Below are 25,425 nucleotides of genomic sequence, written 5' to 3' on the forward strand. Positions count from 1 at the left end.
TGGGCGCAGTGAGCGCCTCCCGACCGGTCAGCTCATCCAGCAGGATGGTGGCAGCGGTACTGACAATCTCCTCGGGTTTAACACAGCCCTGCACGTGGTACAGGCCCTGCTCGTTCTTTACGAAAGTGGGAATATCCATTCAGGCCTCCAAAGCGGCATAAAGAAGCCCGCACAGGGCGGGCTTCAAGAATGAGTAGATAAGGGATAAGAGAAGGGGTTACTCGGCATCCAGGCGGAAGCTGTGTCCGCAATCCAGGCATTCCAGGTTGTCGAGATAGGTGTCGTCGAGCTTGGCGCCCAGGGCAGCACCGGCCTCACCGCCAGCCACGCCACCCGCCAGACCACCAAGCACCGCACCGGCGATGCCGCCGATAGCAGAGCCCGCAGGGCCAAACGCCAGGCCAACGGTCGCCCCAACTCGGGCTCCACTGGTGGCCATGGCGACGCCACTGGCAGCGCCTGCAACCGTGCCAACCGAGCCACCGACCTTGCGGCCATTCTGCAAGGCGGCGACCCGGATAGAGCGGCAGAACGGACATTGAATGATCATGAAACCTCCATGAGAAGGGGCCAGGAAGGCCATTCCTTCCTGGCTTCATGGGGGTGATATGTGTTTGAAATTATTTTGAATATCTGAGTCGCCACCAGTTTGCTAGACACCTCTCAGCCATACAAAATGGCAATCAGAGAGGCATCTATGAGCAGCAAGCGCTACCCCGAAGAATTCAAGATTGAGGAGGTTCGTCAGGTGACGGATCGTGGTCACAGTGTCGCCCAAGTGGCTGACCGACTAAGTGTCACCACCCATAGCCTGTACGCCTGGATCAGGAAGTTTGGCCCGGACCCTGAGCAGCATTAGGCCAATGCAGATGGCCAAGCCGAGATCCGCCGACTCCAGAAAGAGCTCAAGCGCGTTACCGAAGAGCGAGACATCCTAAAAAAGCCGCGGCGTACTTCGCCAGTCAGTCCGATTGAGGTACGCCTTCATTCAGGAGCACAGCGAGCGGTGGCCAATCCGCTCACTGTGTTCCCTGTTGGACGTTCACCCCAGTGGCTTTTATGCCTGGCAGAAACAGCCTCGTTCAGCTCGTGCAATTGAGGACGAGCGCCTGTCCGGGCTAATCAAGCAGTTCTGGCTGGAATCCGGAGCGGTGTATGGCTACCGGAAGATCCATACTGATCTACGCGAGTATGGCGAGCGATGTGGCCCCAATCGAGTCCACCGCCTGATGCGCCACGCGGGAATACGAGCGCAGGCTGGTTATCGTAAGCCACGCCATAGGGCTAGGGAGCTACACAAGGTGACACCGAATATTCTGCAGCGGCAGTTCAATCCGCAAGCGCAAAACGAGAGTTGGGTAACGGACATTACCTATGTCCGCACATATGAAGGCTGGCTGTATCTGGCGGTTGTTTTGGATCTGTTCTCAAGACGGGTAATCGGCTGGTCAATGCAATCCAGGATAACCAAGGAGCTGGCACTGGATGCGCTGCTGATGGCGGTCTGGCGTCGCAAGCCTGAGGGCAAGGTGATTGTGCACTCCGACCAGGGCAGCCAATACACCAGCCACGACTAGGACTCGTTTCTGAAGGCGCATGACCTGGAGGGCAGTATGAGTCGGCGCGGTAACTGCCACGACAATGCTGTTGCTGAGAGCTTCTTCCAGCTGTTGAAGCGGGAGAGGATAAAGCGAAAGATTTACAGTGGCCGTGACGCCGCCAGGGCAGATGTTTTTGATTATATCGAGATGTTCTATAACAACCGGCGACGCCATGGTTCTAATGAAAAGCTGTCACCGGCAGAGTATGAAAAGCGTCACCAAGAACGGCTGATAAGTGTCTAGTGAAGTGGTGGCGATTCAGTTCTTACGCAAGAGGTTATAGTGTTTGTGAGCCCGTTGGGCTGGGTAGTGGCCAGTGATACTGAAAATGCATCAATGAAATCTGCTTTAAATCGCTTGTGAGGTCAATTAGGTTGAAGGTGAGGCGGGCTGTGTGCGACAAATATTGTCGCTCGTGCGGGTTGCTATGATGCGATAGGGGTAATCGCCACAAGGAATATCTAAGGGGGAAGGGCTATGGAGACTATTACTCTTGAGAACTCAAAATATGAGTTCGTGAAAGTGGGACAGTTTGTGAAAAGCAAAGCTCCTCTCAAGGTGAGGTTCGAGGGGAAGGACGATGAGGTGACCATAGAGCTGCAGCTGTATCACGAAGATATTAAGAAGGTCGGAGAGTGCGTATATCTGGTGACGGTTGATGGCGTTCCCATGTATGTCGGTGAGTACTCCCGCACCCTCGAGTCTCGGTGGCTAAGGAGCGGCAACTATATTTGGCACAACAAAGACCTGCTGATTATTGAAGAGGTTAATTCAGGGAAGAGGGTGGATTTCTATTTGGCAAAAAATGTCTATGTGATGATCAATGGGAGGGAGATCAATATATCGAAGTCCATTGAGCATGACATTCTTCAGGTTGAGCATCTTCCCTGGAATAAAAGGAATAAGGCTGTTGATGTTGCAGGAGTGATGCGCATTTCAGATCTGGAAGATCTTTTGGGGGGGTAATGATGAGGTCTAAGTTTAGGTATGCAAGATTATAAGTGCCATCGGTGCAATGAAGATCTGCCCGAGGATGCGTTCCGCAAGAACGCCAAAGGCGTCTGCACATGGTGCGAGTGGAGTGATCCGGAGAAACGGGCGAAAGCAAGATACAGAGATAAAGTGGTTGCAGACCGAAAAAGAAAAGGGAGTGATAAGCGGGTCAATATATCTGAGGAAAAGTTTATAAGCTGGTATATCGGTCAGGATGATACTTGTCATTACTGTGGTGTAACACTTGAAGAGATCAAAAGGCTACGATTAAAGCGTGGTATGTTTGGTTATTTTGTTTCCTGGGATATTGACAGAAAGGATTCATCAAAACCCTATAAAGAAGGAAATATGGTCCTTTCATGCTTTATGTGCAATATGGCTAAAGTCAGCTATTTCACAGAAGGTGAGGGGCGACTTTTGGGTCAAGCTGTCAGAAAGATTATTGAGGCCAGGCTTGCGGAGGTGGCTAATTGAAGAAGCGAGATATGCTGCAAGATTGCGAAGCCGCACGACTTTACTCCCATGAATTTCGCCATGCTCAGCAATATGAGAGCTTCGGCTCGAGAGAGGCTTTTATGGAAGAGTATCTCCATCGGGTGCTGACGTTTGGCTTTAACAGGGCGCCGCTGGAGCTGGATGCAAGGGAGTTTGAAGTTGAGCACATGTGACAAGGATGGCGACTGGTTCTGGAAATCTGAGCTTTGTGAGCGTTTGCGCGCAGTGCAGTGTCAGGAGCCGGCAAACTTACTCTCTCTCCTCTTCTCTGCTCACGACGAGGTGAGACTGCATACCCCAATGATTGGCTGGCTACTGGACCCGTCAGGTGATCATGGTCTGGGTATGGAGCCCTTGACGCGCTTCCTGACGAAATTGGGTGTTCCTGTGCCTGATCATTTCGCTTCCTTGTCCGTGAATGTGTGGCGGGAGCGGTATTTTCCGGGATATGGCCGGGTGGATCTGATCATTGAGTATCAAGGGCGCGCTATTGTTATTGAAAACAAGTTGTACGCGGCTGACCAGGAAGCCCAACTTTCGCGTTATCAGCAGGTTCTGGATGAGCTGATCTGCCCAGAATCAGGCAGCTTGTATTATCTCACCATTGATGGGTCTGAACCTTCAGATGTGTCCTGCGCGGCTCCAGAGGGCCTGCAGGGTGATCACCGGGCGCCTGACTACCATTGCATCAGTTATCGCTCAGACATACTGGGCTGGTTGGTCGAGCTGATCTCAGAGGTTTCGGAGGACAACTCTAGGGTCCGAGACAGCCTGGAACAATATCTTGAAATCGTAATGGAGGTGACCGGGATGCACTCTCGGAGGGATGCCATGGAAGAGCTCAATCAAAGTGGGCTTATGGGGCACATAAAGCAAAATCCGGAGGACGCTGCAGTTCTGGCGAGGCTGACCCGTTCTGTCCGTTTTCTGCATGCTCGATTGCTAGAGGATCTTGTAAACGCTGTTCAAGAGAGGTTGAAGTCTGAGTTGTCTCTTGAGTCGGTGGAGAATGTCGCCAGAAAGGACAGGCTGGGCTGGGGTGTCTATGAGGCATGGGCTAGCGGCAAAACTGCCAAAGGGACCATTTTGTTTAGGGTTCAGAGCATCTCCGATCCAGCCTTGCAGAATGTGCATCTGGTGATTGGCCTGGATGCTGCGGACATGTTTTGGGTTGGGTTGGGCCACTTTGTTGACGGTGAGCACCAGGGCAATGTTGTTTCTGGTGAGCGCTTTGGGGGGATTCCTGGCCATAACAGTAATCAGTGGTGGTTGAGCTGGGTGACGATCAGCGAATTGGATCCTGCAGCTTTTGACGGTGCAGATGGTGTTGGGCGGTTGGCTGTGGATCAGAACTTGGCCGAGTTGGTAGAGCGCGTTCTGGGGATCTGCCGGCAGTATCTCGCTATTCTGGCTAAAGAGGCCTGAGGTTTCTGTCGTGCGGAGCGGGTGGAGGGCGGCGACTGAGGTTTTTTGACCTCTCCATGACTTGCCTCTGGCGGCTGCGTTATACTGCCGCCCGCGAAGGGTTCGGGTCCCATTTTCAGGTCATTTTTAATGGGGCCAACAGTGTGGCCAACACCCTATTTGGTTTTTTTATTTTTAATGGTATCAAATGGTTAGGGTTCTATTTGAGTCCGGCCTCTGTACCAAACAATAAAAAAGCCCGCTTAGTGCGGGCTTTTTTATGTCAGGCGTCCAATGGCGCCTTACGCAACACCGCGTTCGTTTCGGAGTTCCCATGACCGACTATGCTCCTCCTGCCGGCTTGCTCAAACGCCTGATGGCCCTAGTCTATGATGGGTTTCTGGTGCTCGCCCTGTGGTTTGTGACCACGGGTATCTTCGTGCTGGTCTACCCTAAAACCGGGTTGCCGATGGAAGATATTAATGGCGTCACCCGCGCTGCCCCGGATTACCTGAAGGGGATTCTGCTGCCGCTGCTGCTGGTGGAAACCTGGTTGTTCTACGCCTGGTTCTGGATGCGTGGCGGGCAGACTTTGGGGATGCGGGCGTGGCGCCTGCAGGTGCGGGATTATCGCGGCGGGCCGGTGAAGCTTTGGCAGACCCTGGCCCGTTTTGTTGGTGCCTGTGTGTCCTGGGGGCTGTTCGGGGCCGGTTATCTGGTGGTGCTGATGGCTCCATACCAGACCCTGCATGACCGGTTGTCAGCGACAGCGACAGTGGTGTTGCCGAAGAAGGCTAAAACCTAGCCTGCGTCTTTTAATGCCTACTCTATACAGGGGCATTGTGGCTGAGGCCGCGCCGGGTGTTTTTTCCCGGCTGCATTGCGGGTATCCTTGGCGCCCCTTGAACTTCCGTGCCGGTACAGTACGTGAACGTTAACGATTTCGATTTTGAGCTTCCCGATGGGCTGATCGCCCGGCATCCGCCTGTTCAGCGCCGTGATGCACGCCTGTTGGCTTTGACCCGCGATGCACTCCAGCACCAGCAATTCCCTGACCTGCTTTCCCATGTGCGCCCCGGCGATCTGCTTATCTTCAATGATACCCGGGTGATTCCAGCGCGGCTGTTTGGCCAGAAGGAAAGCGGCGGAAAGGTCGAGGTATTGATAGAGCGCGTGGTCGATGACCACGAAGCCTTTGCCCACGTGCGCGCCTCCAAGTCGCCGAAACCGGGAAGTTGGCTGGAGTTTGATGAGGGGATTCGAGCCCAGGTGACGGGGCGTCGTGACGCCCTGTTCATCTTGCAGTTCTCGCTGCCGGACCAAGGCTGCGACACCCTGCTGACGGCACTGGAGAAAATCGGCCATGTGCCGTTGCCGCCGTATATCGATCGCCCGGATGAAGACGGCGACATGGAGCGCTACCAGACGGTCTATGCCCGCGAACCTGGCGCTGTGGCGGCCCCAACCGCTGGCCTGCATTTTGACGATGAGATGCTGGCGGCCCTGGAGCAGCACGGGGTTGATATCGGCTTTGTCACCCTCCATGTAGGAGCGGGGACGTTTCAGCCGGTGCGTGTGGACAAGGTGGAAGACCATCACATGCACAGCGAGCGTTACCAGGTACCCGAATCTTTGGTTGAGCAGGTGGCCCAGGCCCATGCGCGCGGTGGTCGGGTGGTGGCGATTGGCACCACTGCGCTGCGGGCACTGGAAGCGGCCAGCCAGTCCGGTGGTTTACAGGCCGGGCAGGGCGAGACGGAGATCTTTATCTATCCGGGGTATCGGTTCCGGCTGGTGGATGCCTTGCTAACCAACTTCCACCTGCCCAAATCAACGCTGCTGATGCTGATCAGTGCTTTCGCGGGCCGTGACCGGGTGATGAGCGCCTATCAGGCGGCGATTGAGGCCCAGTATCGTTTTTTCAGCTACGGCGATGCCATGTTTATTGAAGGAACGCAGCATGCATCACGCGACACGCAACACGCGGGTGGAACTGACGAATGATCCTGTGTTTCCCGTTTTTTGGCATGCTGCGTGAAGCATGCCGCGTGCAAGCGAGCTCTTACCCATGTCCCGAATGACCTTCCAGCTCAATGCCACTGATGGTGCCGCCCGCCGGGGTGAGATCACGTTCCCCCGTGGCACCATTCAGACACCGGCCTTTATGCCGGTGGGCACCTACGGCACGGTAAAAAGCATGCTGCCGAAGGACCTGGCCGATACCGGCGCCGAGATCTGTCTGGGTAACACCTTCCACCTGATGCTGCGGCCGGGCACCGAGGTCATCGAAGCCCACGGGTCTTTGCATGGTTTTATGCAGTGGGACAAGCCGATTCTCACCGATTCGGGCGGTTTTCAGGTGTTCAGCCTGGGTGAGATGCGCAAGATTTCCGAGCAGGGGGTGGTATTCAAGAACCCCATCAACGGCGACAAGGTGGAGCTAAGCCCGGAAAAAGCCATGCAGGTGCAGCGCTCGCTGGGTAGCGATATCTGCATGATCTTTGACGAATGCACACCGTTTCCGGCCACCGAGAAACAAGCCCGCGATTCAATGGAGCTGTCCCTGCGCTGGGCGAAACGCTCAAAAGACGCCCACGAAGGCAATGATGCCGCCTGTTTCGGTATCGTTCAGGGGGGCATGTACGACGACCTGCGCCGCGAATCCCTGGCCGGGCTGGTGGATATCGGCTTTGACGGCTATGCCGTGGGTGGTCTCAGCGTGGGCGAGCCACAGGAAGAAATGTTGCGAACCCTGGGCAACCTGACGCCGCATATGCCTGAAGAGCGTCCCCGCTACCTGATGGGGGTGGGTAAGCCAGATGACATCGTTGAAGCGGTGCGCCGTGGGGTGGATATGTTCGATTGCGTCATGCCCACCCGCAATGCCCGCAATGGCCACCTGTTCATCGCTGAAGGGGTGGTGAAAATCCGAAATGCCCGACACCGTCATGATCTGGCGCCTTTGGAGGCCGATTGTGACTGTTATACCTGCCAGCATTTCTCCCGCAGCTATCTGCATCACCTGGATCGCTGCAATGAAATGCTGGGTTCCCAGCTCAATACCATCCATAACCTGCGTTACTATCAGCGGCTGATGGCTGGATTGCGGGGGGCCATTGAAGGGGGTACATTGTCCGCCTTTGTGGACGACTTCTATGCGGCGCGCGGCCAGACTACGCCAGCGCTGTAGCTATTTATCGATTGGAGTATTCAATGAACATCGTAATGCGTTCCCTGCTGGCACTGTTAGCCACTGCCATGGTTTCTCCGGCGTTTGCAGCCCCGGCTGCCCCTGCCGGTCCGGGCGGTGTGGAACTGATCATGCTGGTCGTGATGATGGTGGTTTTCTATTTCTTCCTGATTCGCCCGCAGCAGAAGCGTGCCAAGGAACACAAAAACCTGGTGCAGAGCCTGAGCAAGGGTGATGAAGTGGTCACCAGTGGCGGCATCTTGGGTAAAGTGGCGAAAGTCACCGATGATTTTGTGGTGGTGGAAATCAGCAACAACCTGGAAATCAAGCTGCAGAAAAGCAGCGTCCAGGCCACTCTGCCCAAAGGCACTATCAAGTCGATCTAGAAGAATAGCAGCCCCGTCTTGAGCGGGGCTTTTGCTGTTGCGGTAACGCCAGCAAAACCCAATGTATCGAGCGGTTGATTAATCGTGCATGCCGGCCGCCTTTTTTCGGCGCTCGACGCACTGTCGCACTATTAAAAAACCGGCACTACCGGAAAGAACTATGACCCGCTATCCACGCTGGAAATTTTTCCTGCTTTTGGCTGCCCTCGTTGTTTGCGGCCTTTATGCGCTCCCTAATTTGTACCCGGATGCCCCCGCTATCCAGATCAGCCATTCCGAGGCGGGTGGTGAAGTGTCCGATGTGGCCAGGCAGCGTGTGCTCGGTGCACTGGATGATGCCGGCCTGAGCCACGGTGAAGGTGAAGTCGTGGGGAGCTCATTGCTGGTGCGCATGGGTGACACCGAAGAGCAGCTGCGTGCCAAAGATATTGCGACAGCGACGCTGGGCGATAACTACGTGGTGGCTTTGAACTTGGCGGCGACTACGCCCCAGTGGTTACGAGACATCGGCGCAAGCCCCATGAACCTGGGGCTGGATCTGCGTGGCGGGGTGCACTTCCTGCTGCAGGTGGACATGGATTCTGTGGTGAAAAGCCGCATGGAAGCTTGGGAAGGCACCGCCAAACTGACGCTGCGCGATGCGGGCGTGCGTTACCGCTCGGTGTCTGTGGACGACACCACTCTGACGGCGACCTTTGCCGATCAGGTGGCGGCCGATGCGGCCCGTGCACCGTTGCGTCAGGCGTTGGAAAACCTCGCCATGCAGCCGGCCGGTGATAGCCCGAAAATTGTCATGACCCTGAATGAAACGGCCCTGAAGGAAATGCAGGACTACGCCGTGGATCAGAACCGTACCGCGCTGAACAAGCGGGTGAACGAGCTGGGTGTTGCTGAAGCCGTGGTGCAGCGCCAAGGGGCCGATCGTATCGTGGTGCAGTTACCCGGCATTCAGGATGCAGCTACCGCTCGCCGGATTCTGGGCCGCACCGCGACCCTGGAATTCCGTCTGGTAGATAACAGTGTCTCTTCCGCCCGCCTGCGTTCTGGTATGGCACCTCCGGGTCTGGAATTCTTCCCGTTCAAGGGGCAAGAGGGTCGCATCGTCGCGTTGAATAAATCCAGCATCGCCACCGGCGATCAGGTTATCGACGCCAAGATGGGTTTTGATCAGCAGAACGGTCAGCCGGAAGTGAATGTGACGCTGGATTCTGATGGCGCTCGTCGCATGCAGCGTGTTACCGGCAAGAACGTGGGTAACCCCATGGGCGTGCTGTTTATCGAAACCAAGACCGACGTGAAAAAGGTGATCGACGAGGACGGCAACAGCGTTGATCAGATGACCAGCAGCACGGACAAGTATGTGATCAACGTGGCGACCATCCAGAGCACTCTGGGTAGCCGTTTCCGTATTACCGGGCTGGATAATCCTGCCGAAGCTTCCGAGTTGGCTTTGCTGCTGCGGGCGGGTTCTCTGGCAGCGCCGGTGAGCATCGTGGAAGAGCGCACCGTGGGTCCGAGCCTGGGGGCGGAAAACATCGAAGCCGGGCTCAAGTCCATGGCGCTGGGTCTGTCGCTGGTTCTGATCTTCATGATGATCTGGTACAAGCTGTTTGGCCTGATTGCCAATGTGGCATTGTTGGGTAACCTGGTGATTATTGTCGGCGTGATGTCGTTGATTCCTGGCGCCACTATGACCTTGCCAGGTATCGCGGGGATCGTGCTGACCGTGGGGATGGCGGTGGATGCCAACGTGCTGATCTTCGAGCGTATTCGCGAAGATTTGCGCAGGGGGCTCAGTCCGCGCCAGGCCATTGAAGAAGGCTACGCTCGCGCATTCACCACCATTCTTGATGCCAACATTACCACCCTGATTGTGGCGGTGATTCTGTTCGCGGCGGGAACCGGTTCGGTGCAGGGCTTCGCGGTTACGCTGTTCATCGGCATCCTCACCTCCATGTTTACGGCCATTATCGGTACCCGTGCCATGGCAGAAATGATTTACGGTCGAGGCGCCCGCGCCCCGAGCAAACTGAGCATCTGAGGCGGTTATGAGCAAAGCACCCATGAACATCAATTTTATGGCCGTCCGCAAACCGCTGGGTATCCTGTCGCTGGCGTTGGTCATTATTTCCGTCGTGTTGTTGCTGACCCGGGGGCTTAACCTGGGGCTGGATTTCACCGGTGGTACTACTGTTGTGGTGAAGAGCCCGACGGACGTTGAGCTTTCCCAGGCCCGTGAGGATCTCACTGAAGCGGGTTTCGGCGATGCTGTAGTGCAGCACTATGGTTCCCCTAAAGAAGTGAATATCCGTGTGGCGCCCAAGGACGACGCAGATGCGGACAAGGTCGGCCAGAACGTCTTCAATGTGCTGAAAGAGCACAATGCCGATCTGGAACTGCTGAAGGTGGAGTTTGTCGGCCCTCAAGTAGGTGATGAGCTTCGTGATGAATCTGGCACCGCCATGCTGCTGGCCCTTGGCCTGATGATGCTGTACGTGTGGTTTCGTTTCTCTAACAAGTTCGGTGTGGCTACCGTGCTCGCGCTGTTTCACGATGTGATCATTGTGTTGGGGCTGTTTGCGCTGATTCAGTGGCCTTTCGACCTGACCGTGCTGGCGGCGGTGCTGGCGCTGATCGGTTACTCGCTTAACGACTCTATCGTAGTAGCTGACCGTATCCGGGAAGATTTCCGCAGTACCCGCCAGACAGATCCGGTCGCTATTATTAATGGCGCGATAAACCAGACCTTTACCCGAACCATTAACACCTCTGTGACTACCTTGCTGGTGTTAGTGGCGTTGTACTTCTTTGGTGGTGAGGTCATGCGTTCCTTCTCTGAGGCTTTACTGGTCGGGGTTGCAGTGGGTACCTACTCATCCATTTATGTGGTCAGCAATATCCTCTTCATGATGAACGTCAGCAAGGATGACTTCATGGTTCCGGAACCGGAAGAAGTGGATGAAATGCCATAATTGCTACTGGGTTATGGATGATCGATAGTCAAAGGCCGTGATTCGTCACGGCCTTTTTGTTTTTCAGGCTGGCGGTGCCGGCACCGCAATATTGGAGACAATCATGAAAAAAATACTGACCGTGCTGTTGCTGTCTTTCCTGTCGGTAACCGCACAGGCATCGGAACAGACGGGCAAGACTGCTGCCGCCAAAGAGGTGCTGGAAGCCAGTAATGCCAAAGCCATTTTCAGTGAAGCCCGGCGGCAGATTGAAGGCATGACCGACCAGGCTCTGACGCAGACCATTCCGGCTGACAATAAAGCCATGATGGAGCGTTATACCTCACGGGTGCAGACCATTCTGGAAGAGGGTCTGGACTGGGGAGCCATGGAAGAGCAGATGCTGGCGATTTATCAGCGTACCTTTTCCCTGCAGGAGCTGCGGGACATGGCCGAGTTTTATCAGTCGGAAAGTGGCCGGGCGATCATGAAAAAAATGCCCCAGGTAATGGCTGAATCGGTACAGATCTCCCAGCGCCAGATGCAGCATGTGATGCCGTCCCTGCAACAGATGTTTTCCGATATGGAAGCGGAGCTGGCCCAGAAAGACGCACAAAAAGGTGCGCAGAAGCCGTAATCGAAAAAGTCGGTATGGGCGAACCCGGTGCAACCGTAATCCGGCTATGACACAGAGTGGTTGCGGGCCGGCTTGGTGCTGTTGACGCCCAGGTCGGCCCGTTTTTTCTGCGGCTTTCCTTAACTGAAGTTCTGTTTCTCCATCCAGGGAATAATCCGTTTGAAGGCTTCTTCGATCTGATCCAGCGAGGTGGAGTAGCTGATACGCAGGGCATTGCGCCCGGCATCACCAAAGGTATCACCGGAAATCGTGCAGACCCCGGTCTCGCGCAACAGTTTCAGCGCCACGTTCGCGCCATCAACGCCTTCCGGTAGCGAAGGAAAAAGATAGAAAGCGCCATCCGGTTTATAGCCGGTGAGATGAGGCGTCTGTTCCACCAATTCCACCAGCCGGTCCCGGCGGTTTTGATATTCCTCCACCATGTTGTCGATAAACTGATTGCTGCCACGAAGCGCGGCGACGCCGGCCCATTGGCAGGGCGTGTTGGCCACTGTGGTGGTGAACATATGGTAGCGACGCAGCTTCTTGATGGCGCCTTGGCTGCCAATCAACCAGCCAACACGCATGCCAGCCATGGAAAAGGTTTTCGAGAAACTGCTGATGGCCATGACGTGGTCCAGGTCCGGGCAACTTGATAACACGCTGGGGTAATCCTTGCCGTCATAAATCAGGTGGTCGTAAACCTCATCACTGATCACATGGATGCCACGGTAGGCTGCTTCTTCGACGATGGCTTCGATGGTTTCCCGAGGGTAGATGGTGCCCGTTGGGTTGCTGGGGGAGTTAAGAATCACCGCGAAGGTGTTCGGCCCCATGGCATCAATAACCTCCTGGGGATCCAGTTGGTGGTTGTTCTCGGCACGGGTAGCAATGCTGCGCACGATGCCTCCGTTCATGCGAATCAGAGGCCCGTACAACATGAATGACGGGTCCGGTACGATGAATTCCCTGCCCGGTGCCGAGGTGGCGGTTAACGCCAGATATAAGGCTTCTGTAGCGCCTGTGGTGACCAGGAAGTTTTCCGGTACCAGGGTGCGTTGGTAGCGCTTGCTGTAGTACTCCGCCAGCGATTCCAGCAGCTCCGGCAGGCCTGCGTCCATGGTGTAACCGGTCTGGCCGGCATAGAGTGCGTCCACGCCGGCTTGAATCACATGCTCCGGTGGTTTGAAGTCGGGTTGGCCGATGGACAGATGAATGACATCGTCCAGGTCGGCCGCCAGATTCACCATGCGGCGAATGCCCGGTACCGGAATGGTCAACAGGGCCGGGTTCCAGATCGGGTCTTCGCTTTCGTAGAAATCCGTGTCCAGATTGCTGTTTCCCATCATCTGCTCCTTATCAAACGCCGGACGCCAAGCGCTGGGCGCCTGACGCTAAAAGATAGCCCTATGCGGACCGCCGAGCTCCTAGTTCTGCACTAGTTCTGCAGCATCGGTGGTAACTGGGTAAACGGCTGGGCCTGTTCAAAGGCGTGGCCGGCGGCGAGCACCCGGGCATCGTCGAAACGGGCACCAACAATCTGCAGTGCCATTGGCAGGCCGTTGCTGCTCAACCCAAGCGGAATCGACAACGCCGGCTGGCCGGTCAAGTTGAATGGGTAGGTAAACGGCGTCCAGGTGGGCCAGCGGGTGCTGGGCCAGTCCACCGGTACTTCCCGGTTGGTGTCGAAGGCCTCGATGGGCAAGCAGGGGGTGATCAGCAAGTCGTATTTGGTGTGGAATACCGCCATACGTTCACTCACCGCCATACGCTCGTTCATGGCGCCCAGGTAATCCAGCATGCTGAGTTTTTCCGCCTTGTTGGCCACTTCCACCAGTGCCGGGTCCATCAGGCTGCGCTGACGTTCGCCAAGATCGCGCATGGCGTTGGCAGCGCCGCTGTAGAACAGGTGGCTGAAGGCGGCCAAGGGGTTACTGAAACCCGGGTCCACTTCACTGACAGTGGCGCCCAGTGACTCGAAAACCCGGGCGGCTTCACGGGTGGCTTTCTCTATTTCCGGGTTCACGTCGGCATAACCAAGAGTGGTACTCAGGGCGATACGCAGGCCTTTGATGGGCTGTTGCAGCGCTGCCACATAATCAATGCCACGGCGCGGGGCGGCGAGGCTGTCGCGGGCGTCTGCCTCGCTCATCACGGTCATCATTAAGGCGGCGTCGGCCACGGTACGCGTCATCGGGCCGGCGTGGGCCAGGGTGCCAAAGGGGCTGGCTGGCCAGTGAGGGACTTCGCTAAAGGTGGGCTTGTGACCGACGATGCCGCAGAACCCGGCGGGGATGCGGATAGAACCGCCCGCGTCGGTGCCCAGTGCCATGGGCGCCATACCCGCGGATACGGCGGCCGCGCTGCCACCACTGCTGCCCCCGGCGGTTTTGCTCGGGTCCCAGGGGTTGTTGGTGGGGCCACACAGGGGGCTATCGGTGATCCCTTTCCAGCCAAACTCCGGGGTGGTGGTTTTGCCCAGCGGCACATAACCGTGGCGTTCCAGCGCAGCGACGGCCGGGGAGCGTTTCCCCAGGGTGCTAGCGGGATCGATGGTTTTCGACCCTTTCAGAGTGGGCCACATGGGGGTAAGGAAGACGTCTTTGACCGCAACCGGCACACCGTCAAGCAGCCCGTTAGCGTTGCCGTTCTGGTATCGCTGTTCCGCTTCACGGGCCCATTGCAGGGTGGTGTCACGGTCGATTAAACACCAGGCGTTGAGGGCCTCATCATGACGCTCAACATGATCCAGCAGGGTGTTGCACACCTCCACAGGTGACAGGGCGCCGGTCTGGTAAGCGGCTTTCAGCGCCTGAGCGCTCATGGTCAGTAATTCCTTACTCATCGATGATCCTCCTGGGGTTAGCCCGTCGTGGCGGGCTCACCGGTTGGTTACATAGCCGTGTTCCTTGCTGACCGGGTTGTCCAATGGCTGACCCCGGCGCCAGCGGTGGAAGTTATCGACAAATTGCTGGCCTAGCGCCTGGCGCCAGCCAATGAAATCCCCGGCCATATGGGCCGAGATCATCACCTTGGGGTGATTCCACAATGGGTGGTCGGCGGGCAGCGGTTCTTCTTCGAACACATCCAGTGCTGCGCCGGCCAGCCGCCCGCGTTGCAGGGCTTGCAGTAGCGCGTCGGTGCGCACAATGGGGCCGCGACCTACGTTGACGAGAGCCGCGCCGGGTTTCATTTGCCGGAAGGTGGCGGCGTCGAAGAGGCCGTCAGTATCCGGGGTTAGCGGCGCGGTGATGATCACGTAATCCGCATCGCCGAGCAGGGCGGGCAAATCCTGTTGCCGGTGGACCCGGTTAAAGGCGCTGTCCTGGCGGGCATGGCGGGCGGTGCCGACCACGTTCATTCCCATGGCGCCGAGCACCGTGGCCACGTCCCGGCCAATGGAGCCGGCGCCCACGATCAGCGCATTGGCGCCACGCAGCATGCGGGTTTCCCGGTGCTGCCAGCGGTGTTGTTCTTTCAGTGCCAGGTTGCCGAGCGTGTCCTTGGCAAACATCAGCAGGGCGCCGAGTACATATTCGGCAATGCCACGATCGAAAATGCCGCGGGCGTTGGTGACCACGATGTCACTGTGCTTGATAGGATCGATCATCAGTGCATCCACGCCGGCGCTGGTGGCATGGACCCAGCGTACCGGGCAGTTGTCCGGCCACACTTCTTCCAGCAGGTCGGTACGGAAGTCAGTGACCACCAATACCTCGGTCTCCGGCAAACTGGCTTTGAGCTGTTCCGGTGTCCGTGCCTCGCGGACGTCAGCCACACCGGCCAGTGCGTGAAGCCCGGGCAGGCTGGGTTCGTCTTCGGCCAGTAGGACGGTGATGGTGGTGTCGGTCATCAAATCTCCTTTTGCGCTACAAGCCGCAAGCTTCAAACTGCAACACGGGAAAGGGCTGACGTTTCCCTGGTTCCGTGCCTGCGCCTTTGCCTGGGGCGCGGTGCCTATGTTTCTTGGATGGCATAGTGCTCAACCGCGTTGTAGCTTGCGGCTTGAAGCTTGTAGCTGTTTTTACGTCTCTTTCAGTGCGGCATCAAACAGCTCAACCGCTTTGTCGATTTCCGCTTCGGTGACGGTGAGCGGTGGCAACCAGCGTACCACTTGCCCTTGGGTGCCGCAGCGCAGCATCAACATGCCGTTGTTCTCGCAATGCTTTAGTAGCTTGCCGGCGCGGTCGCCATCCGGGGTGTGCGGGGCGCTGACAATTTCCAGACCCAGCATGAGCCCCATGCCGCGAATTTCATCGATACAGTCATGCTGTTTTTGCAGGCCCTGCAAGTGGGTGAGCAACTGTTGGCCGAGCTTGTCGGCGCGGGGCACCAGCTGTTCTTCCTCAATGACGTCCAGGGTGGCCAGGGCGGCGGCGCAGGCCACCGCATTGGCGCCGTAGGTGCCGCCTTGGGAGCCGGGATAACCGTGGGTCATCAGGTCGCGGCTGGCGGCGATGGCAGAGAGTGGGTAACCGCTGGCCAGCCCCTTGGCAGTGACAATAATGTCGGGCTTTACATCGAAATGTTCGTGGCTCCAAAACTTGCCGGTGCGGCCAAAACCCGCCTGGATTTCATCAGCAATCAGTAAGATGCCATGTTTGTCACAGCGTTCGCGCAGACCCTTCATGAAGGCGGCAGAGGCGGGGTAATAGCCGTATTCGCCCTGCACTGGTTCGATGATCATGGCGGCGGTGTCGGCCGGGTTGCACTCGGTGGTGAAGATATGATCGAGCTCGTTGAGGCAGTCGGTGACGCACTGATCCATGTCCTGCTTATAGCGATAGGCGTGGGGGAACGGTGCAATGCTGACCCCGGCCATAAGTGGCTGCCAGCCCGTACGGACCTTGCTGGTTGAGGTGGTCAGCGAGGCGGCGGCCAAGGTGCGGCCGTGAAAACCGCCACGAAAGGCGATGAGGTTGGTGCGGCCGGTGGCCTGTCGCGCCAGGCGAATAGCCGCTTCCACAGACTCGCTGCCGGAGTTGGAAAAGGCCACCGCATCGAGGCCTTTGGGCAGGTGTTCGTAAAGCCGGTCGGTGAGGGCCAGCATGTTGGGGTGTGTGACGGTGGCGTATTGGGCATGGACCAACTTGGCGACTTGGGCCTGGGTCGCTGCGACCACTTTAGGGTGGCAGTGGCCGGTGGAGGTCACGCCGATGCCAGAAGTGAAATCCAGCCAGCGATTGCCTTTTTCATCGTAGAGCCAGCTACCTTCGCCGCGCTCTGCGCAAATCCCGCTGGACTGAACCAGTAAGGGGGACAAATGACTCATGGTGCCTCCTTTCTCATTGCTCATTGCCGTCGTTGTCTGGTGCCAGCGGGAGTAAAAACGCCACGCTGGCGTATTGACGTTACTGGCGTGTATTACGGAGCCAGCAATGCATAAAGCCGTTGTCCTGTTTCCCGGGTGCGGTTGGCCTGAGCTCCGCTGAGCAGGTGCTCGCTTTCCCTGGCCAGATCCGCTTTTACTGTGTCATGCAGATGTTGTGCCGCATTGCCCAAGGCCGGATGGTGAGGGGCGAGCCATTCCAGGGTCATGGCCAGGCTGAGCAGGGTGGCACGGGGGTCCGCCAGGTTCTGTCCGGCGATGTCCGGGGCGCTGCCGTGGACCGGTTCAAATAATGCCGGGATGCTGCTGTCTGCCGGATTCAGGTTGGCGGATGGGGCGAGCCCAGGGCCGCCGCAAAGCACGGCGGCCAGATCGGTGAGAATGTCGCCGTGCAGGTTGCTGGCCACCACCACATCGAAACGCCAAGGGCATTGCACGAACTTCATGCAGGCCGCATCTACCAGTTCGTGATGGGTGTCCACGTCTGGATAGTCTTGAGCCAGGCGCAAGAAAGTTTCGGTGTACAGATCGCCCCAGAAGGGTTGGGCGTTGCGTTTGGTGATCAGGCACACCTGGGCTTTTTTTTCATCCTTGAACTGGCGCGGCAAGTTACGCTGGATGGCCCGCTGACGTGCCCGCTCAAAGGCATGGCGAATCAGCCGTTCAGTAGCGGAGGCGGTGAACACTTCCACCTGCGTGGCCACTTCGTGGGGCGTGCCGGCCCGCAGGCGGCCGCCCTGATTGCTGTATTCGCCTTCGCTGTTTTCGCGAATCACCAGCATATCCACATCGTTGGCGCGTGGATCGCTGAGGTACTGGGGCGCGCCGGGTTGCCAGCGGGCGGGCCGCTCACAGGCCCACAGATCCAGCTGTTTGCGCAGGGCCAGCAGCGGCGAGAGAGAAATGCTGTCGGGCAGCACAAAACGATCCGGGTCATCCAGTGGCCCCGGATCGCCTAGAGCGCCCAGCAAAATGGCATCAAAGGCACGCAATTGCTCGACGCCATCATCCGGCATCATCTGCCCGTGTTGCTGATGCCAGGCGTGGGATGGCCAGGGAAAAGAGGTGTAGGACAGCGGCAACTGAAAGCGGTCAATCAGCAGCGCCAACACTTGCTCGGCCACGGCCATGACTTCCGGGCCAATGCCGTCACCGGGGAGCAGGGCGATGTTTAGCCGTTTCGTCATCCTTAACTCCTTTAACGCAACACGCTTCACGCTGCACGCAACAACGCGCCTTGCATGTGGTATTGGCTTCACGTCTTGTCACCGCGGGATCACGTTGATGCGCGAAGCTCGAGGGTATGCGTTATTACTGGCATTGCCTCGTGTTGTTGCGTGAAGCGTGTTGCATGAGGTGTCTTAACTTCCCATGCACAGGTATTTCGTTTCCAGATACTCTTCCATGCCTTGATGGGAGCCTTCGCGGCCCAGGCCGGATTCCTTGACCCCGCCAAACGGTGCGGTGGCATTGGAAATCAGGCCTTCGTTGACGCCGACCATGCCGCTTTCCAGCGCATTGGCCACGCGCCAGCAGCGGTGAATGTTGTCACTGTAGAAGTACGCGGCCAGCCCATACGGCGTGTCATTAGCAATGCGCAGAGCGTCTTCTTCGGTTTTGAAAGGAATGATGGCTGCCAGCGGCCCGAAGGTTTCGTCCTGGCAGAGCTGGGCATCGGTGGATACGTCGGTGATCAGCGTGGGCTGCACATAGCTGCCGCCACGTTGGTGGCGCTGGCCACCGGTGATAACCCGGGCGCCCTTGCCCAGTGCATCTTCCAGATGTTCCATAACCTTGTCGGAGGCGCCCCGGTTAATCAGTGCTGCTTGGGAGACACCGTCATCAAAGCCGTCGCCTACTTTCATGGCTTCGATGGCGGCTTTGAATTTTTCCACGAAGGCATCGTGGATGCTTTCTTGCACCAGGAACCGGTTTACACAGACGCAGGTCTGTCCGGTGTTACGAAACTTGCTGGCCATGGCGCCTTCCACGGCCTTGTCCAGATTGGCGTCGTCGAATACCAGGAAGGGCGCGTTGCCGCCCAGTTCCAACGACACCTTTTGGATATGCTTGGCGCACTGGGCCATGAGCTGGCTACCCACTTCGGTAGAGCCGGTGAAGCTCAGTTTGCGGACTTTGGGAGAGTCGGTGATTGCAGTAGAAATAGCGCCGGCGCTGCCGGTGATGACATTGAACACGCCTGACGGAATGCCGGCGCGCTCGGCCAGTTCGGCCAGCGCCAGCGCGGAGTACGGGGTGGCGCTGGCGGGTTTGACCACCATGGTGCAGCCTGCGGCCAGTGCGGCGCCGGCTTTACGGGTAATCATGGAAGAGGGGAAATTCCATGGGGTGATTGCGGCGGTTACCCCGATGGGCTGTTTGATGACCACGATCTGTTGGCCGGGTTTGGAAGCGGGAATGGTATCGCCATAGGCTCGACGAGCTTCTTCCGCGAACCACTTCAGGAAAGAGGCGGAATAGGCGATTTCCCCTTTGGCTTCGGGCAGTGGCTTGCCTTGTTCCAGTGTCATCAGGCGACCCAGGTCTTCCTGGTGTTCCATCATCAGGTCGTGCCAGGCCATGAGCAGGTTGGCCCGTTCGGCGGCGGTTTTGTCTCGCCAGCCTGGAAAGGCCTGGTGGGCGGCGTCGATGGCACGGCCGGTTTCGGCTTCGCCCATGCGCGGCGCGGTGCCGATGTCTTCGCCGTTGGCCGGATTATCGACCGTAAAAGTCGCGCCGTCGTCAGCGTCACACCATTTGCCATTGATATAGCACTGTTGGCGGAACAATGCGCTGTCCGTGAGAGAAACCGTAGCCATGAAGCATCTCCTTGCTGAACCGTGATACCTGACACGCTAGCAAAGCGTGCTGAGATGTCCATGCTATAGGCAGCACTTTCGTATTGAAGCCTAAGGAGTTTTTACAAAGCGGGGTGAGGGTGAGGCGGGAAAATCCTCCCCCCGCAGAGGGGGGAAAGGGTGAAAAGCAAGGCGATGCGGGAGTTTACCGCTTCAGGCTATCGTTCAAATGCGGTTTAATTTTTTGCAGCAAACCTTTAAAGACTTTTGGGCTGCCGGCGACGATTCCGCCGCTTTCCAAGTATTTATGCCCGCCACTCAGGTCGCCCACCAGGCCTCCGGCTTCGGTAATCAGCAGTACGCCGGCGGCCATGTCCCACTCGGCCAGGCCGAACTCAAAGAACCCGTCCAGTCGTCCGGCGGCCAGCCAGGCCAAATCCAGGGCGGCAGAGCCGGGGCGGCGCAGGCCGGCGGTGGAGGCGGCGATATCGGCAAACATGCCCAGGTAGGCGTCCATGTGCGGGGCCTGGTCCTTGCGGAACGGGAAGCCGGTGCCGATCAGGCAGCCTTCCAGGCTAGCCCGGTTGGTGCAGCGAATGCGGCGACCATTGAGGGCAGCGCCACGGCCACGGCTGGCGGTGAATTCTTCGTCGCGATTGGGATCGTAAATCACCGCATGCTCCATTTTGCCTCTGAACTTGAGCGCAATAGAAACACAGAATTGGGGGAAGCCATGGATGAAGTTGGTGGTGCCGTCCAGTGGGTCGATGATCCACTGGAAGTCTTTGCCGTCGCCACTGCCTTCCATGAACCCGGATTCTTCAGCCAGAATACTGTGGTCCGGGTAGGCCTTGCGGATTACATCGATGATGCGTGCTTCCGCAGCGCGATCCACTTCGGTGACGAAGTCGTTCATGCCCTTTTTAGTAACAGACACGGGATCACTGCTTTCGGCAGCTCTGCGAATCAGATTCCCCGCCTGACGGGCGGCTCGCAGGGCGATATTCACTTGCGGCGCATGCATGGCATCTATCCTCAATATGACGTGTGGCGTAACGGTGTTAAAGAGCGCGGGGCAGGGAAACTCGAGGTTCCCGTTCCGGGGCGCGGATTGTAGCAGAGCCCGCGCGATCAGGGCAGCCGCCGTGTTAAGATTAGCGCCTTTTTTAACGAGAGACCTCCCATGTTGGAAAATGTGCGCATTGTGATGGTGGAAACCTCCCATCCCGGCAATATCGGCGCCGCCGCCCGGGCCATGAAAACCATGGGTCTGTCGGACCTGCGTCTGGTGCAGCCACAGTCCTATCCCAGCGTGGAAGCCACGGCCCGCGCTTCCGGGGCCGGTGATGTGCTGGAAGCGGCACAGGTATGCAACAGCGTGGATGAGGCTCTGGAGGGGGCTACTCTGGTGATTGGCACCAGTGCCCGCCAGCGTCGTATCCCGTGGCCCTGCCTGACGCCGCGTCAGTTGGCGGCACAGCTTTCTCATGATCTGGCCAATGCGCCGCAGGACACCCGTATCGCGGTGTTGTTCGGCCGTGAGGACCGGGGCCTGACCAACGATGAACTGCGCCGCTGCAATCTCCATGTGAGTGTGCCGACCAATCCCGAATACGGGGTCTTGAATGTGGCGTCAGCGGTCCAATTAATCAGTTATGAGTTGCGCCTGGCCTTGCTGGGGGATGACTTTGACTTGCAGGAATCCCGTTCCCGCCGTGAGGTTATGCCGCTACCGGAAATGTTCTGGGATGAACCGCCGGCTACCAATGAAGCGGTATCGGGCTTCCTGGATCACCTGGAGAAGGTGATGGGGCAGAGTGGTTTTTTGAATCCGGAGCAACCCGGGCAGGTGATGACGCGGATGCGCCGTTTGTTTATGCGGGCCCGACCGGACAAAATGGAAATGAGTATTTTGCGGGGCGTACTGGTGGCGCTGGAGAAAAAAATGCCGCGAGATGATGGCTGATTCGCCGTAACAAACGGTCTCCGGCGGCATCCTAACGGGCCGTGGGCTCATCACGGCTGTGAAATGAGGTAGTTATGTTTGATCAAGTGCGCGAGGACATCCGTTCGGTCTTTCATCGGGACCCGGCAGCACGCAATACGCTGGAAGTGTTGCTCAACTATCCCGGTTTACACGCGGTACTTTTTCACCGGTTGGCGCATGGGTTATGGACGCGTAACTTCAAGCAACTGGCGCGGCTATTGTCTACATTTTCGCGCTGGCTCACGGGTATCGAAATTCACCCCGGTGCCAAGATTGGCCGTCGATTCTTTATCGATCACGGCATGGGGGTGGTCATTGGTGAAACCGCAGAAATCGGTGATGACGTGACGTTGTATCACGCGGTTACCTTGGGCGGCACCAGCTGGAATAAGGGTAAGCGACACCCGACCCTGGAAGACGGGGTGGTGGTGGGTGCGGGCGCGAAAGTGTTGGGGCCGTTTACCGTGCGCAAGAATGCCAAGATCGGTTCCAATTCAGTCGTGACCAAGGAAGTGCCAGAAGGGGCTACGGTGATTGGTATTCCCGGCAGAGTCGTTAACCAGCCTATTACAGAGAAAGAAAAGACTCGCCTGGAAATGGCCGAGAAGATCGGTTTCCAGGCCTATGGCGTCAGCAACGATATGCCTGATCCGGTTGCTGAAGCGATTCACTTGCTGCTCGATCATATGCACGCTGTGGACAACAAGCTGGATCGCGTCTGCACCAACCTGAAAAAGCAGGGCATTCAGGGGTGCGATGAGAAACTACCGGAATTGAAGGATGAAGATTTCGAGCCGGTGAATGCGGGCGGTACGGACTGAAAAGCGATAAAAGTTGAAAGTTTAAAGTTTAAACGCGAGAAGGTTTTAGCATGAGTGGAAAAAAAGAGGCCGCGCCCATTATTTGGGTGCGGCCTCTTTTTTTTTCATGCTACATGAAGCGTGTGGCGTGCAGCGTCTTTTAAACGTTGAACCGGAAATGCACCACGTCGCCATCTTTGACGATGTATTCCTTGCCTTCCAGGCGCCACTTACCGGCTTCCTTGGCGCCCTGTTCACCATTGTTGTCGATGTAGTCATCGTAGGCGGTGACTTCGGCGCGAATGAAGCCTTTTTCGAAATCCGTATGGATGACGCCGGCGGCCTGGGGGGCGGTGGCGCCTACCCGGACGGTCCATGCACGCACTTCTTTTACCCCGGCGGTGAAGTAGGTCTGTAGGCCGAGCAGATCAAAACCGGCGCGAATCACTCGGTTGAGGCCCGGCTCTTCCATGCCGAGGTCCGCGAGGAAGTCGGCTTTTTCTTCGTCGTCCAGCTCGGCAATTTCGGATTCGATCTTGGCGCAGATGGGCACCACTGACGAATTTTCTTTTTCCGCCAGCTCGCGCACGGCGTCCAGCAGGGCGTTGTCTTCAAAGCCGCCCTCGTCCACGTTGGCAATGTACATGGTGGGCTTCAGGGTCAGCAGGTTCAGGCTTTTGATCGCCTTGCGCTCATCGTCATTCAGGTCCACGGAGCGGGCCGGGTCGCCTTCGTTCAGGGCGGGCAGTACCTTGTCCAGTACCGGCAGCAGGCCCTTGGCGTCCTTGTCTTGACCTTTGGCGGCCTTGGTGGCGCGCAGGTGGGCTTTTTCCACCGTGTCCAAGTCGGCCAGGGCCAGCTCGGTGTTGATCACTTCGATATCGTCCAATGGTGAAACTTTACCGGACACATGGATTACGTTTTCATCGTCGAAACAGCGAACCACGTGGGCGATGGCATCGGTTTCGCGGATGTTGGCCAGAAACTTGTTGCCCAGGCCTTCACCCTTGGACGCCCCGGCGACCAGCCCGGCAATGTCCACGAATTCCATGGTGGCGGGCATGATCCGTTCGGGGCTGACAATGGCAGAAAGCTTGTCCAAACGGGGGTCCGGTACCGGCACCACACCGGTGTTGGGTTCAATGGTGCAGAACGGGAAGTTCTCGGCATCAATACCCGCTTTGGTCAGCGCGTTGAACAGGGTGGATTTGCCCACGTTAGGCAGACCGACGATACCGCATTTGAAACCCATGACAGACCTCCTTATTTCGAGGGCGCAATGCTACATGAGCGGCAAGCTGCAAGCTACAAGGCTCAACGCGTTGCAGAGCGGAAACAGCTACGAGCTATGAGCTACGAGAAAAAGCAAAGACGGTATCGTTGGGCTGGGTCTAATCTTGAAAGCTAGAAGCTGCCTTTACGCTTTAAACCCGTTGAGGTGGTTCATGGCGCCATTCAGGTCGCCGCGGAGCATGTCGGCGGTGTAGTGGGCGGCTTCATCGATGGCGCGATCGATCAGGTCCCGATCGGATTTGGAGGGTTTGTTCAGCACATGGGGGGTGACCCGATCGGCAGAGCCGGGGTGGCCGATGCCCAGGCGCAGCCGGTAAAAGTCGCGGCTGTTGCCATGTTTGCTGATGATGTCGCGCAGACCATTGTGACCACCGTGGCCGCCGCCTTGCTTGAAGCGGGCACAGCCGGGGGGCAGGTCGAGCTCGTCGTGAGCAACCAGTATCTGCGTAACGGGGATCTTGAAGAAGTTTGCCAGTGCGGCGGTTGCCTGACCACTGCGGTTCATGAAGGTGGTCGGAACCAGCAGGCGGACCGTTTCGCCTTCAAAGGAGAAGGTGGCCGTGAGGCCGAAATATTTCTTGTCTTCGGTAAGGAAAACGCCCTGGCGGCGGGCCAGGGCGTCGATATACCAGACGCCGGCATTGTGGCGGGTGTCTTCGTATTCGCGGCCCGGGTTGCCCAGGCCTACGATCAGTCGAACAGGTTCCGCCACGGTGCGTCTTATTCCTCGCCTGAGGCTTCTTCGCCAGCCGCTTCGTCGGCTTCGTCATCAGCGGATGCACGTACTTTCGGCTGGTGAACGGCGGCCACCGGCTGGTCGTGGTCTTCGCCCAGAGCGAGCTGGGTCAGTTCCACGCCTTTCGGCAGTTTCAGGTCGGACAGGTGAATAACGGTGTCCAGTTCAGCGTTAGCCATGTCCACTTCGATGAACTCAGGCAGGTGCTGGGGCAGACAGCTCACTTCCACTTCCGCGTAGTTGTGCTGAATCTCGCCGCCTTGCTTCTTCACACCAATGGAGCTTTCTTCGTTGATGAAGTGCAGGGGCACGTTCATGGTGATCTTGTGGGTCTTGTCGACGCGCAGCAGATCCACGTGCAGCGGGTGGCCCTTGGCTGGATGGCGCTGCATGTCACGCAGTACGGCTTGGACATTGGCTCCGTCCAGCTTCAGCGTGAGGATGTGGCTGTAGAAGGCTTCGTTTTCCAGCGCTTTCTTCAGCTCGCGCAGTTCAACGCTGATCATCTGCGGCTCGGCTTCGCCACCGTAGAGGATGCCGGGAACTCGTTCTTGCAGACGACGCAGGCGGCGGCTCGCACCTTTCCCTGTATCGCTGCGGCTTTCAGCATTCAGCTGGAATTCATTGGACATGGTCTGTCTCCAGTATGCTCTCGGGCTTCCCGCGACCAGGTCGGCCAGAGAGGTTGATAATATCCACGGAGGATTCCGCGGGGGCGCGATTATGGCCCTTCGGGAGGCATCACGCAACACGCGCCACGCAACAACGCGACAAGTGGGGCAGGTTTTAAACGCAAGAGGCCGCGCCCAAGTCTGGTGCGCGGCCTCTTGCGAAGCAGATCAAAAT

General features: G+C 57.6%; 24 protein-coding genes and 1 pseudogene. 14 read left to right on the forward strand and 11 right to left on the reverse strand.

What is annotated here, in order from left to right:
- Positions 1–217 precede the first annotated feature (217 nt).
- Positions 218–550 (reverse strand): hypothetical protein, encoded by a 333-nt coding sequence (locus ABNH18_RS00005; RefSeq protein WP_035460533.1) that lies wholly within the window; start codon positions 548–550, stop codon positions 218–220.
- A 147-nt stretch (positions 551–697) separates the two neighbouring features.
- Between ABNH18_RS00005 and ABNH18_RS00010 the strand changes: the two are divergent.
- The 12 genes and pseudogenes from ABNH18_RS00010 to ABNH18_RS00065 all read left to right on the forward strand — a co-directional run bounded on the left by ABNH18_RS00010 (position 698) and on the right by ABNH18_RS00065 (position 11,657).
- Positions 698–1,844 (forward strand): annotated as a pseudogene (locus ABNH18_RS00010) (IS3 family transposase).
- A 234-nt stretch (positions 1,845–2,078) separates the two neighbouring features.
- Positions 2,079–2,567: a GIY-YIG nuclease family protein gene (locus ABNH18_RS00015; RefSeq protein ID WP_349380840.1), complete on the forward strand. Its 489-nt coding sequence runs from the start codon at positions 2,079–2,081 to the stop codon at positions 2,565–2,567.
- 21 nt (positions 2,568–2,588) lie between these two features.
- Complete coding sequence (locus ABNH18_RS00020) at positions 2,589–3,068, forward strand: hypothetical protein (RefSeq protein WP_349380841.1); 480 nt, start codon at positions 2,589–2,591, stop codon at positions 3,066–3,068.
- On the forward strand, positions 3,065–3,262 hold the full coding sequence (locus ABNH18_RS00025) for a hypothetical protein (RefSeq protein WP_349380842.1): 198 nt from the start codon (positions 3,065–3,067) through the stop codon (positions 3,260–3,262). Before ABNH18_RS00020 ends, ABNH18_RS00025 begins: the two co-directional genes overlap by 4 nt.
- Complete coding sequence (locus ABNH18_RS00030; protein WP_349380843.1) at positions 3,243–4,514, forward strand: PDDEXK-like family protein; 1,272 nt, start codon at positions 3,243–3,245, stop codon at positions 4,512–4,514. The genes ABNH18_RS00025 and ABNH18_RS00030 overlap by 20 nt, the downstream gene beginning before the upstream one ends.
- A gap of 313 nt (positions 4,515–4,827) precedes the next feature.
- On the forward strand, positions 4,828–5,298 hold the full coding sequence (locus ABNH18_RS00035) for an RDD family protein (RefSeq protein WP_349380844.1): 471 nt from the start codon (positions 4,828–4,830) through the stop codon (positions 5,296–5,298).
- 122 nt (positions 5,299–5,420) lie between these two features.
- Complete coding sequence (gene queA / locus ABNH18_RS00040; protein ID WP_349381335.1) at positions 5,421–6,497, forward strand: tRNA preQ1(34) S-adenosylmethionine ribosyltransferase-isomerase QueA; 1,077 nt, start codon at positions 5,421–5,423, stop codon at positions 6,495–6,497.
- A gap of 73 nt (positions 6,498–6,570) precedes the next feature.
- Complete coding sequence (gene tgt, locus ABNH18_RS00045) at positions 6,571–7,683, forward strand: tRNA guanosine(34) transglycosylase Tgt (RefSeq protein ID WP_349381336.1); 1,113 nt, start codon at positions 6,571–6,573, stop codon at positions 7,681–7,683.
- Positions 7,684–7,706: 23 nt separating this feature from the next.
- Positions 7,707–8,069 carry a preprotein translocase subunit YajC gene (gene yajC / locus ABNH18_RS00050; RefSeq protein ID WP_349380845.1) on the forward strand — a complete coding sequence of 121 codons (363 nt, stop codon included), beginning with the start codon at positions 7,707–7,709 and terminating at the stop codon, positions 8,067–8,069.
- 160 nt (positions 8,070–8,229) lie between these two features.
- The gene (gene secD / locus ABNH18_RS00055; RefSeq protein WP_349380846.1) at positions 8,230–10,110 is read left to right on the forward strand and encodes a protein translocase subunit SecD; all 1,881 of its coding nucleotides are present in this window, start codon (positions 8,230–8,232) and stop codon (positions 10,108–10,110) included.
- A gap of 7 nt (positions 10,111–10,117) precedes the next feature.
- On the forward strand, positions 10,118–11,041 hold the full coding sequence (gene secF, locus ABNH18_RS00060; protein ID WP_349380847.1) for a protein translocase subunit SecF: 924 nt from the start codon (positions 10,118–10,120) through the stop codon (positions 11,039–11,041).
- Between the two features lie 103 nt (positions 11,042–11,144).
- Entirely contained in the window at positions 11,145–11,657 is a 513-nt protein-coding gene (locus ABNH18_RS00065; protein ID WP_349380848.1) for a DUF2059 domain-containing protein, read from the forward strand.
- 119 nt (positions 11,658–11,776) lie between these two features.
- Here the strand turns inward: ABNH18_RS00065 and ABNH18_RS00070 are convergent, their stop codons facing one another.
- The 7 genes from ABNH18_RS00070 to suhB form a co-directional block, all read right to left on the reverse strand.
- A complete protein-coding gene (locus ABNH18_RS00070; protein WP_349380849.1) occupies positions 11,777–12,982 on the reverse strand; it encodes a pyridoxal phosphate-dependent aminotransferase in 1,206 nt (401 codons plus the stop codon).
- A 92-nt stretch (positions 12,983–13,074) separates the two neighbouring features.
- Positions 13,075–14,481: an amidase gene (locus tag ABNH18_RS00075; RefSeq protein ID WP_349380850.1), complete on the reverse strand. Its 1,407-nt coding sequence runs from the start codon at positions 14,479–14,481 to the stop codon at positions 13,075–13,077.
- A gap of 36 nt (positions 14,482–14,517) precedes the next feature.
- On the reverse strand, positions 14,518–15,489 hold the full coding sequence (locus ABNH18_RS00080; protein WP_349380851.1) for a D-2-hydroxyacid dehydrogenase: 972 nt from the start codon (positions 15,487–15,489) through the stop codon (positions 14,518–14,520).
- A gap of 171 nt (positions 15,490–15,660) precedes the next feature.
- The gene (locus tag ABNH18_RS00085) at positions 15,661–16,908 is read right to left on the reverse strand and encodes an aspartate aminotransferase family protein (protein ID WP_349380852.1); all 1,248 of its coding nucleotides are present in this window, start codon (positions 16,906–16,908) and stop codon (positions 15,661–15,663) included.
- 92 nt (positions 16,909–17,000) lie between these two features.
- Positions 17,001–18,152, reverse strand: coding sequence for an isocitrate/isopropylmalate dehydrogenase family protein (locus tag ABNH18_RS00090; RefSeq protein WP_349380853.1), 1,152 nt, complete (start codon positions 18,150–18,152; stop codon positions 17,001–17,003).
- A gap of 174 nt (positions 18,153–18,326) precedes the next feature.
- Entirely contained in the window at positions 18,327–19,784 is a 1,458-nt protein-coding gene (locus tag ABNH18_RS00095; protein WP_349380854.1) for an NAD-dependent succinate-semialdehyde dehydrogenase, read from the reverse strand.
- 184 nt (positions 19,785–19,968) lie between these two features.
- The gene (gene suhB, locus ABNH18_RS00100) at positions 19,969–20,787 is read right to left on the reverse strand and encodes an inositol-1-monophosphatase (protein ID WP_349380855.1); all 819 of its coding nucleotides are present in this window, start codon (positions 20,785–20,787) and stop codon (positions 19,969–19,971) included.
- Positions 20,788–20,946: 159 nt separating this feature from the next.
- Between suhB and ABNH18_RS00105 the strand changes: the two genes are divergently transcribed.
- Both ABNH18_RS00105 and cysE read left to right on the forward strand, forming a co-directional pair.
- A complete protein-coding gene (locus tag ABNH18_RS00105) occupies positions 20,947–21,729 on the forward strand; it encodes an RNA methyltransferase (RefSeq protein ID WP_349380856.1) in 783 nt (260 codons plus the stop codon).
- Positions 21,730–21,803: 74 nt separating this feature from the next.
- The gene (gene cysE / locus ABNH18_RS00110) at positions 21,804–22,571 is read left to right on the forward strand and encodes a serine O-acetyltransferase (protein WP_349380857.1); all 768 of its coding nucleotides are present in this window, start codon (positions 21,804–21,806) and stop codon (positions 22,569–22,571) included.
- 139 nt (positions 22,572–22,710) lie between these two features.
- Here cysE and ychF read toward each other — a convergent pair whose 3' ends face one another.
- The 3 genes from ychF to ABNH18_RS00125 form a co-directional block, all read right to left on the reverse strand.
- Positions 22,711–23,802, reverse strand: a complete 1,092-nt coding sequence (ychF, locus tag ABNH18_RS00115; RefSeq protein ID WP_349380858.1) for a redox-regulated ATPase YchF — start codon at positions 23,800–23,802, stop codon at positions 22,711–22,713.
- 165 nt (positions 23,803–23,967) lie between these two features.
- Positions 23,968–24,555 carry an aminoacyl-tRNA hydrolase gene (gene pth, locus ABNH18_RS00120; RefSeq protein ID WP_349380859.1) on the reverse strand — a complete coding sequence of 196 codons (588 nt, stop codon included), beginning with the start codon at positions 24,553–24,555 and terminating at the stop codon, positions 23,968–23,970.
- Positions 24,556–24,563: 8 nt separating this feature from the next.
- Positions 24,564–25,211: a 50S ribosomal protein L25/general stress protein Ctc gene (locus ABNH18_RS00125; RefSeq protein ID WP_349380860.1), complete on the reverse strand. Its 648-nt coding sequence runs from the start codon at positions 25,209–25,211 to the stop codon at positions 24,564–24,566.
- Between the last annotated feature and the right edge of the window lie 214 nt (positions 25,212–25,425).

Source organism: Alcanivorax sp., from assembly GCF_040118815.1.
Classification (GTDB): domain Bacteria; phylum Pseudomonadota; class Gammaproteobacteria; order Pseudomonadales; family Alcanivoracaceae; genus Alcanivorax.

Coding starts and splice junctions, on each gene's coding strand:
- ABNH18_RS00005 (WP_035460533.1), bottom strand. CDS start 550: ATGATCATTCAATGTCCGTTCTGCCGCTCTATCCGGGTCGCCGCCTTG.
- ABNH18_RS00015 (WP_349380840.1), top strand. CDS start 2,079: ATGGAGACTATTACTCTTGAGAACTCAAAATATGAGTTCGTGAAAGTG.
- ABNH18_RS00020 (WP_349380841.1), top strand. CDS start 2,589: ATGCAAGATTATAAGTGCCATCGGTGCAATGAAGATCTGCCCGAGGAT.
- ABNH18_RS00035 (WP_349380844.1), top strand. CDS start 4,828: ATGACCGACTATGCTCCTCCTGCCGGCTTGCTCAAACGCCTGATGGCC.
- tgt (WP_349381336.1), top strand. CDS start 6,571: ATGACCTTCCAGCTCAATGCCACTGATGGTGCCGCCCGCCGGGGTGAG.
- yajC (WP_349380845.1), top strand. CDS start 7,707: ATGAACATCGTAATGCGTTCCCTGCTGGCACTGTTAGCCACTGCCATG.
- secD (WP_349380846.1), top strand. CDS start 8,230: ATGACCCGCTATCCACGCTGGAAATTTTTCCTGCTTTTGGCTGCCCTC.
- secF (WP_349380847.1), top strand. CDS start 10,118: ATGAGCAAAGCACCCATGAACATCAATTTTATGGCCGTCCGCAAACCG.
- ABNH18_RS00065 (WP_349380848.1), top strand. CDS start 11,145: ATGAAAAAAATACTGACCGTGCTGTTGCTGTCTTTCCTGTCGGTAACC.
- ABNH18_RS00070 (WP_349380849.1), bottom strand. CDS start 12,982: ATGGGAAACAGCAATCTGGACACGGATTTCTACGAAAGCGAAGACCCG.
- ABNH18_RS00075 (WP_349380850.1), bottom strand. CDS start 14,481: ATGAGTAAGGAATTACTGACCATGAGCGCTCAGGCGCTGAAAGCCGCT.
- ABNH18_RS00080 (WP_349380851.1), bottom strand. CDS start 15,489: ATGACCGACACCACCATCACCGTCCTACTGGCCGAAGACGAACCCAGC.
- ABNH18_RS00085 (WP_349380852.1), bottom strand. CDS start 16,908: ATGAGTCATTTGTCCCCCTTACTGGTTCAGTCCAGCGGGATTTGCGCA.
- ABNH18_RS00090 (WP_349380853.1), bottom strand. CDS start 18,152: ATGACGAAACGGCTAAACATCGCCCTGCTCCCCGGTGACGGCATTGGC.
- ABNH18_RS00095 (WP_349380854.1), bottom strand. CDS start 19,784: ATGGCTACGGTTTCTCTCACGGACAGCGCATTGTTCCGCCAACAGTGC.
- suhB (WP_349380855.1), bottom strand. CDS start 20,787: ATGCATGCGCCGCAAGTGAATATCGCCCTGCGAGCCGCCCGTCAGGCG.
- ABNH18_RS00105 (WP_349380856.1), top strand. CDS start 20,947: ATGTTGGAAAATGTGCGCATTGTGATGGTGGAAACCTCCCATCCCGGC.
- cysE (WP_349380857.1), top strand. CDS start 21,804: ATGTTTGATCAAGTGCGCGAGGACATCCGTTCGGTCTTTCATCGGGAC.
- ychF (WP_349380858.1), bottom strand. CDS start 23,802: ATGGGTTTCAAATGCGGTATCGTCGGTCTGCCTAACGTGGGCAAATCC.
- ABNH18_RS00125 (WP_349380860.1), bottom strand. CDS start 25,211: ATGTCCAATGAATTCCAGCTGAATGCTGAAAGCCGCAGCGATACAGGG.